General features: G+C 72.2%; 9 protein-coding genes. 4 read left to right on the top strand and 5 right to left on the bottom strand.

Annotated elements, in window-relative coordinates; genetic code table 11:
* Window positions 1–286, top strand: a 286-nt coding sequence (rpsI, locus tag KBX53_RS11290) for a 30S ribosomal protein S9 (RefSeq protein ID WP_210859018.1), incomplete at its 5' end; no start/stop codon positions are given.
* A 119-nt stretch (window positions 287–405) separates the two neighbouring features.
* Window positions 406–1761, top strand: a complete 1356-nt coding sequence (gene glmM, locus KBX53_RS11285) for a phosphoglucosamine mutase (protein ID WP_030329999.1) — start codon at window positions 406–408, stop codon at window positions 1759–1761.
* Between the two features lie 18 nt (window positions 1762–1779).
* Here glmM and KBX53_RS11280 read toward each other — a convergent pair whose 3' ends face one another.
* Genes KBX53_RS11280 through KBX53_RS11270 form a run of 3 tightly spaced genes read right to left on the bottom strand, consistent with a single transcriptional unit; the run spans window position 1780 to window position 5354 of the window.
* Entirely contained in the window at window positions 1780–2526 is a 747-nt protein-coding gene (locus KBX53_RS11280) for an ABC transporter ATP-binding protein (protein ID WP_210859016.1), read from the bottom strand.
* Window positions 2527–2528: 2 nt separating this feature from the next.
* The gene (locus tag KBX53_RS11275) at window positions 2529–4172 is read right to left on the bottom strand and encodes an FtsX-like permease family protein (protein ID WP_210859014.1); all 1644 of its coding nucleotides are present in this window, start codon (window positions 4170–4172) and stop codon (window positions 2529–2531) included.
* Between the two features lie 6 nt (window positions 4173–4178).
* A complete protein-coding gene (locus KBX53_RS11270) occupies window positions 4179–5354 on the bottom strand; it encodes a hypothetical protein (RefSeq protein ID WP_210859012.1) in 1176 nt (391 codons plus the stop codon).
* Between the two features lie 92 nt (window positions 5355–5446).
* Between KBX53_RS11270 and KBX53_RS11265 the strand changes: the two genes are divergently transcribed.
* A complete protein-coding gene (locus tag KBX53_RS11265; protein ID WP_210859010.1) occupies window positions 5447–6079 on the top strand; it encodes a PadR family transcriptional regulator in 633 nt (210 codons plus the stop codon).
* A gap of 7 nt (window positions 6080–6086) precedes the next feature.
* Here KBX53_RS11265 and KBX53_RS11260 read toward each other — a convergent pair whose 3' ends face one another.
* Complete coding sequence (locus KBX53_RS11260) at window positions 6087–7283, bottom strand: pyridoxal phosphate-dependent aminotransferase (protein WP_210859009.1); 1197 nt, start codon at window positions 7281–7283, stop codon at window positions 6087–6089.
* Between the two features lie 244 nt (window positions 7284–7527).
* Here KBX53_RS11260 and glmS point away from each other — a divergent pair, with 244 nt between their 5' ends.
* The gene (glmS, locus tag KBX53_RS11255; protein ID WP_030330009.1) at window positions 7528–9441 is read left to right on the top strand and encodes a glutamine--fructose-6-phosphate transaminase (isomerizing); all 1914 of its coding nucleotides are present in this window, start codon (window positions 7528–7530) and stop codon (window positions 9439–9441) included.
* Between the two features lie 3 nt (window positions 9442–9444).
* Here glmS and KBX53_RS11250 read toward each other — a convergent pair.
* Window positions 9445–10210, bottom strand: a 766-nt coding sequence (locus tag KBX53_RS11250; RefSeq protein ID WP_247675454.1) for an alpha/beta hydrolase, incomplete at its 5' end; no start/stop codon positions are given.

Raw genomic sequence — 10210 nt, 5'->3', positions numbered from 1 at the left:
GGCGTACTTCCCGAGCAAGGTGCACCAGCAGCTCATCAAGGACCCGCTGGTCACCGCCGAGAAGCCCGAGCAGTTCGACGTCATCGCGAACCTGCGTGGCGGCGGCACCACCGGCCAGGCCGGTGCGCTGCGGCTGGCCATCGCCCGCGCGCTGATCGTCAACGAGCCGGACGACCGCCCGGCCCTGAAGAAGGCCGGCTTCCTCACCCGTGACGCCCGGGTCAAGGAGAGCAAGAAGTACGGCCTCAAGAAGGCCCGTAAGGCTCCCCAGTACTCGAAGCGCTGATCTTTCCCAGCGCGTTGTACTTCTGACGGACGGCCGGTCCGCCTCCCCCTCGTCGAGGGAGGCGGGTCGGCCGTTCCGCTTTCTCCTCACAGGCAGTGCTCATTCGGAGGTTGGCGGGTATGGGTCGGTTGTTCGGCACGGACGGCGTACGCGGGCGGGCGAACGCGGATCTCACCCCGGAGTTGGCACTGGCGGTGGCGGTGGCCGCCGCGCACACACTCGCCGAGACGGACCGCAGCCACCCGCCGCTCGCCGTCGTCGGCCGGGACACCCGCGCCAGCGGCGAGATGCTGGAGGCCGCCGTGGTGGCCGGGCTGACCAGCGCCGGCGCCAACGTCGTCCGGGTCGGTGTGCTGCCCACCCCCGCGGTGGCGTTCCTCACCGCCGAGGCCAAGGCCGACCTGGGTGTGATGCTCTCCGCGTCACACAACCCGATGCCGGACAACGGCATCAAGCTCTTCGCCGCCGGTGGGCACAAGTTGCCCGACGAGATCGAGATGCGGATCGAGGCGGCCGTCGAGACGAACGCCACCACCGCCTGGGACCGGCCGATCGGCGCCGGCGTCGGCCGCGTGCACGACCTGCTCGACGGTGCCGACCACTACGTCCAGCACCTGGTGGGCACCGTTGGGCACCGGCTCGACGGGATCAAGGTCGTGGTCGACTGCGCCAACGGCGCCGCCGCCGAGGTCGCCCCGGTCGCCTACCGGGAGGCCGGCGCCGAGGTCATCGCCATCTACGCGGAGCCCGACGGCCTGAACATCAACGACGACTGTGGCTCCAACCACATCGACGCGCTGCGTGCCGCAGTGGTCGAGCACGGCGCCCACCTGGGCATCGCCCACGACGGCGACGCCGATCGCTGCCTGGCGGTCACCGCCGACGGTGACGAGGTGGACGGCGACCAGGTCATGGCGATCCTCGCGCTGGCCATGCGGGACGCCGGCACGCTCACCCAGGACACCCTGGTGGCCACCGTGATGAGCAACCTCGGGCTGCGCCTGGCGATGTCCGCGCAGGGCATCCGCCTGATCGAGACCAAGGTCGGCGACCGGTACGTGCTGGAGGAGCTGCGCGCCTCCGGGCTGGCGCTCGGCGGTGAGCAGAGCGGCCACATCGTCATGCCCGCGCACGCCACCACCGGCGACGGGGTGCTCACCGGCCTGCACCTGATGGCCCGGATGGCGGCCACCGGCCAGTCCCTCGCCGAGCTGGCCTCGGTGGTCACCAAGCTGCCCCAGGTGCTGATCAACGTCCCGGTCGGCGACCGGACCATCGGCGCGGCCGCGCCAGCCGTCCGCGCCGAGGTCGAGCGGGCCGAGGCGGAGCTGGGGGAGACCGGTCGGGTGCTGCTGCGCCCGTCGGGCACCGAGCCGCTGGTCCGGGTGATGGTCGAGGCGGCCACCGAGGCGACCGCCCGGTCGGTCGCCGAGCGGATCGCCGAACTGGTCCGCACCGCGAGCCCGGTCGCCTGAGGCCACCTCCGGGCGGCCTCACAACCGCAGTTGGGTCGCCCGCCCGTACGTGTCGGCCGGGTCCTCGCCGTCGGTGAGGTCGAGGTCCTCGGTGACGCGTCCGTCGGCCAGCCGGACCAGCCGGTCACAGCGGGCCGCGATGGCCTGTTCGTGGGTGGCCAGCAGGATCGTCATGCCGTGCCGGTCACGGAGGTCGAGCAGCAGGTCGAGGATCTGCCCACCGGTGGTGGAGTCGAGGTTGCCGGTGGGCTCGTCGGCCAGCAGCAGGCCCGGCGCGCCCATCAGGGCCCGGGCGATGGCGACCCGTTGCTGCTGGCCACCGGAGAGCTGCGCGGGCAGGGCGCGCTCTCGGCCGGCCAGGCCCACCGCGTCGAGCAGTTCGCGGGCCCGCGTCGCGTGATCGGTCCGGCCTCGACGGGGGAGGACCGGCGCGATCACGTTGTCCAACACGGTGAGCGCGGGCAGCAGGTGGTAGCGCTGGAACACGAACCCGACCCGTTGCCGGTAGCGGGCCAGTGCGGCACGGCGCAGCGAGGTGATCTCCACGTCGTCGACGGTGACGGTGCCGCTGTCGGCCTGCTCGATGGCGCCGATCAGGTGCAGCAGTGTGGACTTGCCCGAGCCGCTGGGACCGGTCAGCGCCACCACCGACCCGGCCGTGATCTCCAACGAGACGTCGTCGACAGCTGTCAACTTTTCCGTGCCGGTGCGGAACTGCCGGTTCAGCCCGACAGTCCGGACCGTGCTGCCGGTGGTTGCCTCCATCGTCACTCCTCCGCGAGTAGCCGTGCGGTCGGGAGCCGGCGCAGCAACGCGGCCGGCACGAGCGCCGCCAGACAGGTGAGCAGCACCCCGCCGAGGGCCACCGCGGCCGCGACCATGATCAGGGCGGCCGGCAGCGCGCCGACCAGCCAGGCGGCCCCGGCGAGCCCGAGCCCCGCGCCGGCCACCGCCCCGAGCGCGCCGATGAGGAACCCTTCGTAACCCACCAGGCGGCTCAGCGCGGTGTCCGTCCAGCCGACAGCACGCAGCGTGGACAACTCGGCGGCGCGGTCCCGGACGTTCAGGTACAGCACGTCGGCGACGGCACCCGCGCCCAGCAGGACCGTGACGACCGCGGCCAGGGTGTCCGCACCCCGTACGTTCAGCGAGACGGTGTCACCGAGCAGATTGCCGACGATCGCGCCACGGAAGGCGTAGGCGGCGGCGCTGACCACTGTCAACGCGGTCAGCCCGATGGCCAGCGCTCCGGCCCCGAGCAGCGTGCGCCCGGGGGTGCGGACCAGATTGACCACTGCCATCCCGAACAGGTTGCGCGGCCGCCGCACCCACCGGGCCGGGGCGACCATGGGCCGCAGCGCGGCGGCCGGGTGCGCGCCCGCAGCCCGCAGCGCCGGGGCCACGCCCGCCACCAGCGCCAGCAGCAGAGCCACCGGTACGGCGAGCGCTGCCTGATGCCAGCCGATCTCGATGTTCAGCGCGGCGGCCAACGGGAACGCCAGCCCGAGGGCCAGCAGACCGGCGGCGAGCCCCAGCGCGGCCACCTCGCCGAGGATCAGCGCCGCGATCCGCCGGGCTGACCAGCCCAGGCAGGCGAGCACCGCCAGTTCGGGGCGGCGGTCCCGGACGGCGGCGGAGACCGCGTTGCCAAGGAACAGCGCGCAGACCACAAGCACCAGCCCGAACAGAACGAGGCTCTTACGGTCGACCGCCTTGATGATGACCGAGGCGATCCCGAGTGCGGACCACGGCTCGGTCAGCCGCAGGTCGGGCCGGCCTAACGGGCCCGCCGGTAGCTCGACGGTCTGCGGGGCGGGAGACGAGCCGATGGTGAGATCGACGTCCAGCCCGGTCGTGTCGGCGATCCGCTCGGCGATGAGCCGGACCCGCTCGGCGGACCGTTCGGTGTAGCCGGAGACGTCGGCGACCCGGATCCGGATCGCGCTGATCGGCGCCGTCCGGCTGGGGCTGGGGCTGCCCTCCATCAGTTTCGGCACCGCCGCCAGGCTGGTGAGCAGCAGAGGCGGTGCGGAGACGTAGCCGGCCGGGTTGCCGCTCGGTTCCAGCGGCCGGCCGCCCAGCGCCTGGCGGCTGCGCTCGTCCGCGCCGTCGAGGCGTGGCGGCTCGTACGTCTCCAGCGGGAGCCGGGACAGGGCGCTGCACCCGCTCAGCTTCTCCGGCTCGAAGCTGCCGACGGTCCGCCAGTCCCGCAGCTGGACGATCGGGCCTGGCGGTTGCATGGGGACCGCGGTCAGCGGGCGGAAGCCGTTGTCGTCGGCCGACCACGGACGTCCGTCGAAGTTGTAGGTGTTGTCGGTGCCGAAGGCCTTGGCATCGAACGGCGGTCGCGTGCCAGCACGGAGAGTGCCGTCGGCGAGTCGGTCGTACTCCGGGGCACCCGCTTGAATCATCGTCTGCTACTCACCCCGGCAGCAGGCGGTCGGGGAGATCCCCGCGGCGAGCAGGTCGCGGTACCCGTCGGCGATCGCGTACTCCTCGGTCCCGACCTTGACCCCGGTGGCGCCGGACAGCGCCTGCTCCAGGTCGGGGATGCTCAACCCGGCGGGGCGCGCCTGCGGCAGCCGGGTGAGGGCGGACCGCACTGTGACATCGAGGTAGGGGCGGCTGGTGCTCAACACCGGGATGAACCGTTCGGGTATATGCATGGGGAGGTGGGTGTCGGTGGCCGTGTCGTCGGGTCGAAGAGCGCGGCCCTCGATCACCGCGTCGTCGAGGCCGACGAGCCGCTGCTCCGCCTCGGGGTCGACGGCGGCCAGCAGGAACGGCACCGTCACCCGGTAGGTGGCCACCAGTTGGTCGGTGGCGACGCGCTTGGCGCGACCGGACTGCCAACTGTTCTCTTCGAAGCGCCCATCGGGTAATAGTCGAACGGTGTCGACGCTCCAGTTCTCCCGCTCGGAGGTCCATCCATCGTTCGCCGACCTTGGGATCAGGTGCGGGTCGCAGATCGGCTGGCTCCGCCCGTCCGGAAGCACTTCCCGTGGGACATCCCCGCACTCCTGGTCGTACGGATACATCCGGCCGTCCGAGTACGGGATGGAGGGGGCGTTCGGGTCGCCGCCCTCGGGGTAGAGCAGCGGGCGCTTGGTCACGTACACGTAGCGTGGACGGCTCGGGGCCGTGGTGAGCCCGCGTTCGGCGGTGAAGGTGGGGTCGAGCCGGATGACCTGCTGATCCAGGGAACGATCGACCGCGTCGGTCAGGTCGAACCGGACCGTCACGGACGAGGTCGAGTAACCCAGCATGGCGATCGGCGCGGCCACGTCGACGCCGGCGACCTGTTTCACCTGCTCGTACTGCGCGGGGGTGATGCCGCCGAACAGGCCGGAGAGGTAGTTCGGACGGACCAGTCCCCGTTCGACCTCCAGCGGCGTGCGGGCTCCCTGCGGACGGACGAGGATGTCGTAGGCGGCCCGGGTGTCGCGCTCGACAGCGCCGGTGACCTCGAGGCGGGAGGTGGTGGTGGCGCCGGTCAGGACGACGAAGCCGGTGGTCGCCACCAGCACGCCCGCCAGCAGCGCCACCGACCGACCAGCACGGCCGCGTAGCTGCGCCCAGATGAACCCGAGCATGTCGCGCCTCCCCGTGTGCTCCCCACACTCTGCGCGTTACATTGTCACAATGCAAGACCTGGCCCAGTCGGTCAGCGGACATGGAGGAGACAGTGGCGATCCAGCACGCGGTCCTGGCGCTGCTCGCACGCGGCCCGAGCTACGGCTACGAGTTGAAGAGCGCCTTCGAGGCCGCCGCCGGTCCACAGTGGGGGCCGCTCAACATCGGCCACCTGTACCAGATCCTCGACCGGCTCTCCCGGGACAGCCTGGTGATCGCCGAGCGGCAGGCCCAGCAGGTCAAACCCGACCGGGTGGTCTACCAGATCACTCCCGCTGGGCGGGCTGAACTCGGCCGCTGGCTCGACGAGCCGAGTCCGCGCAGCGGCGGCTTCCGGGACGACTTCTTCCTCAAGGTCACCGCCGCGGCCCGATCGGGCTCCGCGCAGATCGTCCGCACCGTGCTCAGCAACCAACGCGGGCACCTGCTTCGCGAGTTGCGCAATCTCGACGGGCTGCGTCGCAAGGCCGCCGACCCGGTGGTCGGGCTGCTGCTCGCCGCGGCGTGCCGACACGTCGAGGCCGACCTCGCCTTCGTCAACGATGCCGAGGCGGTGCTGTTGGCCGACGGCGGCGCGTTGCTCGCCACCCTGGCCGGCTCACCGTCGGAGATCGCGGCGTCCGCCGCCGACGCGTCGTCGCCACCAGCGACGGACGGTGCCGGACCGGCGCGCGCAGCCGGGTGACCGACCCTCAGCGGTGCCCGGCCAGCCCGCGCAGCCGGGTGACAGCGTCGGCCAGCACTTCGGGGCGCTTGCAGAAGGCGAACCGGACCAGCCGCCGGCCCGCGTCGGTGTCGTCGTAGAAGACCTGGGTGGGCACCGCCACCACACCGCAGCGCTGCGGCAACGACCGGCAGAACTCCGCCCCGTCCCGGCCGCCCAGGGCGGTGATGTCGGCGGTGACGAAGTACGTCCCCTCCGAGCCGAGCACCTCGAACCCGGCGTCGGTGAGACCGCCGACGAGCTGGTCACGCCGTTGCTGGAGGCTGTCCCGGAAGCCGGTGTAGTAGTCGTCCGGCAGGGCCAGCGCCACCGCCACCGCCGGTTGCAGCGGTGCGGCGTTGACGTAGGTGAGGAACTGCTTCACCCGCAGCACCGCCGAGACCAGCGCCGCCGGGCCGCTCGCCCAGCCGATCTTCCACCCGGTGCAGGAGAATGTCTTGCCCGCCGACGAGATGCGCAGCGTCCGCTCCCACATTCCGGGGAGGCTGGCCAGCGGCACGTGCGCGCTCGCCGCGTCGGTGAAGACCAGGTGCTCGTACACCTCGTCGGTGACCGCGTACGCGTCGAACTCCTGGCACAACTCGGCGACCTGCGCCAACTCGGCCGGGGTGAAGACCTTGCCGGTCGGATTGTGCTGTGAGTTCAGCAGCACCAGCCGGGTGCGCGGGCCGAACGCCGCGCGCAGCGCCGCCGGGTCGAAGGCGTACCGGCCGTCGGCCGTGGGACGCAGCGTCACCGGCCGGCGGACCGCGCCGGCCAGCGCGATCGAGGCGGCGTACGAGTCGTAGTACGGCTCGAAGCAGACCACCTCGTCGCCCGGCTCGCAGAGGGCGAGGATGCTCGCCGCGACCGCCTCGGTAGCACCCGCCGTGATCACGATCTCGCCGTCCGGGTCGTACGCCAGGTCGTAGAACCGCCGCTGGTGGGCCGCGACGGCCGCGCGCAGGGCGGGGATCCCCGGGCCGGGCGGGTACTGGTTCTGCCCGCCGCGCAGCGCCTCGGCGGCGGCGGCCAGCATCTCCGGCGGGCCGTCGGTGTCCGGAAACCCCTGCCCGAGGTTGACCGCGCCGGTGCGTACGGCGAGGGCGGACATCTCGGCGAAGATCGTCGTGCCGAACGGCCGCATCCGGGCCACCAGCGGGTCGACATCGGTGCTCGTCGTCACGCCGCCAGCCTACGGGGCCTGCCCTGTCAGCTCGACCTCGGAGATTCGGCCGAAGCAGCTGGCGGGTCGCTGCTTGCGGTCTCGCTGTACGGGTAGGTGTGGGGGCGTCGGGCGCATCGCGGCACCTCAGGTCGGGTTTCCGCGTCGGTCGTCGTTGCCGCCTCGGCGGTTTGCTCAAACTTGATGTTCGTTTACCCGACTTTCGAGCACCCATCATGAGTGAAACTGGGTTAGGCTGCGGGCCATGTGTGGAATCGTGGGATACGCGGGCGCGCGCCCCGCACTCGGCATCGTCCTCGACGGGCTGCGGCGACTGGAGTATCGCGGCTACGACTCGGCGGGCGTGGCGATCGTCTGCGAAGACCGGCTGCTGACCGAGAAGAAGGCCGGCAAGCTGGCCAACCTGGAGAAGGTGCTCTCCGAGCGGGCCGCCGACGACCCGACCTCCTGCGCGGCCAGCCCGATCGGCATCGGTGACGGCACCACCGGCATCGGGCACACCCGGTGGGCCACCCACGGCGGCCCGACCGACCGCAACGCCCACCCACACGTCGCCCCGGACGGGCGGGTCGCGGTGATCCACAACGGCATCATCGAGAACTTCGCCAAGCTCCGCGCCGAGCTGGAGGCCGACGGCGTCCAGTTCACCAGCGACACCGACACCGAGTGCGCAGCGCACCTGCTCGCCGCCGCGCTGGCCGACCTGCGCGCCGCCGGCCAGCCGGACAGCCCGCAGCTGCTCGCCGCCGGCATGCGCGTGGTCTGCCAGCGACTGGAGGGCGCGTTCACCCTGCTCGCCGTCGACGCCGCCGTGCCCGGTGCGGTGGTCGGCGCCCGACGCAACTCGCCGCTGGTGGTTGGCCGCGGCGACGGGGAGAACTACCTGGCCAGCGACGTGGCCGCGTTCATCGAGCACACCCGGGAGGCGGTCGAGCTGGGCCAGGACCAGATCGTACTGATCACCGGTGACAGCATCGAGATCACCGACTTCGAGGGCCAGCCCGCCGCCGGCAAGGACTTCCACATCGACTGGGACTCCTCGGCCGCGGAGAAGGGCGGCTACGACTGGTTCATGCTCAAGGAGATCGAGGAGCAGCCGCAGGCCATCGCCGACACGCTGCTGGGCCGGCTCACCGAGACCGGTGAGATCGGCCTCGACGAGGTCCGCCTCAGCGACCAGGATCTGCGCGACGTCGACAAGATCTTCATCGTGGCCTGCGGCACGGCGTACCACGCCGGCATGGTCGCCAAGTACGCCATCGAGCACTGGACCCGGATCCCCTGTGAGGTGGAGCTGGCCAGCGAGTTCCGCTACCGCGACCCGGTCCTCGACCGGTCCACGCTGATCGTGGTGATCTCGCAGTCCGGCGAGACGATGGACACCCTGATGGCGCTGCGCCACGCCAAGGAGCAGAAGGCCCGGGTGCTGGCGATCTGCAACACCAACGGCTCGACCATCCCCCGCGAGTCCGACGCCGTGCTCTACACCCACGGCGGGCCGGAGATCGCCGTCGCCTCCACCAAGGCGTTCCTCACCCAGGTCGTCGCCTGCTACCTGATCGGCCTGCACCTGGCCCAGGTGCGCGGGATCAAGTTCGCCGACGAGGTGGGCGCGGTGGTCGCGCAGCTGCAGGAGATTCCCGGCAAGCTGCGGGAGCTGCTCGGCCGGATCGAGCCCGTCCGCGAGCTGGCCCGGGACCTGAAGTCCGAGCCGACAGTGCTGTTCATCGGCCGGCACGTCGGCTACCCGGTGGCCCTGGAGGGTGCGCTGAAGCTCAAGGAGCTGGCGTACATGCACGCCGAGGGCTTCGCCGCCGGTGAGCTGAAGCACGGCCCGATCGCCCTGATCGACAAGGGCACCCCGGTGATCTGCGTGGTGCCCTCGCCGGTCGGCCGGGGCATGCTGCACGACAAGGTCGTCTCCAACATCCAGGAGGTCCGGGCTCGTGGCGCGCGGACCATCGTCATCGCGGAGGAAGGTGACGAGGCCGTCGTCCGGTACGCCGACCACCTGATCTACGTGCCGCGTACGCCCACCCTGCTGGCCCCGCTCGTCACCACCGTGCCGTTGCAGGTGCTCGCCGCCGAGATCGCCGCCGCCCGGGGGCACGACGTGGACCAGCCCCGCAACCTGGCCAAGTCGGTCACCGTCGAGTAGGCCTCAGCGGCCCAGCACGACCCGGGCCATCCCGTCCAGCGCGGGATTGCCCGGGTCCCAGTAACCGGTGTGACCGCCTCGCCCACTGCCGAAGACCCGGCCGCCGAACCCGGGATCCGACGGGTCGTGCCCGAACCACAGCTCGTGCCCGCTCTGCCCCGGCCAGCCCACCACGGCGGCCAGCGGCACCGTACGCAGCAGGGCCCTGCGGCCCAGCTCCTCCGGTGGTCGGGCCGCCCGGATCACGTCGTCGGGGGCGGTGCTCGCCCAGACCTCCCCGGCTGGCACGCCCAGCTCGCCGGCGTGCGACGCGCCGACACCGGGCGAGCCGACGAAGACCAGCGCGTCGGCGTCGAGCCCGTGCTCCCGGGCGGCCACACCCACCACCACCGACCCGTAGCTGTGCCCGAGCACCGTCTGCCGAGCCGGTGGCCCGTCGTGGCTGGCGCGCAGCCCCTCCTGGAAACGGTGCAACGCCCCGCCGGCGTCCCGGGCCTGACCCGTCGAGACGGCCTCGGTCAGCAGGTCCGGGGCGTCGTAGTCCAACCAGAGCACCGCCGCGCTGGGCTCGCCCGGGGCGAGCGCGGCGCACCGCTCCAGCACCCGGGCCGCTCGGCCCAGCTCGCCGGCTGCGTCGTCCAGCCCGGCGGTCATCCCCGGCACGTGGGTCAACACCCGGTCGGCGTGGTCCGGGTCGCCGAGCGCCACCACCACCCGGCCCTCACCGCCCGGATCCAACCCGAGCAGGTACGCCCGTGGTGCCCCGCCG

This window comes from Micromonospora sp. M51 (assembly GCF_018070305.1).
Lineage (GTDB): Bacteria > Actinomycetota > Actinomycetes > Mycobacteriales > Micromonosporaceae > Micromonospora > Micromonospora parva.
This window is presented reverse-complemented; position numbering and strand designations above follow the sequence as displayed.

Bases quoted from the DNA above. Each gene is read 5' to 3' on its own strand.
- glmM (WP_030329999.1), top strand. From the start codon at position 406: ATGGGTCGGTTGTTCGGCACGGACGGCGTACGCGGGCGGGCGAACGCG.
- KBX53_RS11280 (WP_210859016.1), bottom strand. From the start codon at position 2,526: ATGGAGGCAACCACCGGCAGCACGGTCCGGACTGTCGGGCTGAACCGG.
- KBX53_RS11275 (WP_210859014.1), bottom strand. From the start codon at position 4,172: ATGATTCAAGCGGGTGCCCCGGAGTACGACCGACTCGCCGACGGCACT.
- KBX53_RS11270 (WP_210859012.1), bottom strand. From the start codon at position 5,354: ATGCTCGGGTTCATCTGGGCGCAGCTACGCGGCCGTGCTGGTCGGTCG.
- glmS (WP_030330009.1), top strand. From the start codon at position 7,528: ATGTGTGGAATCGTGGGATACGCGGGCGCGCGCCCCGCACTCGGCATC.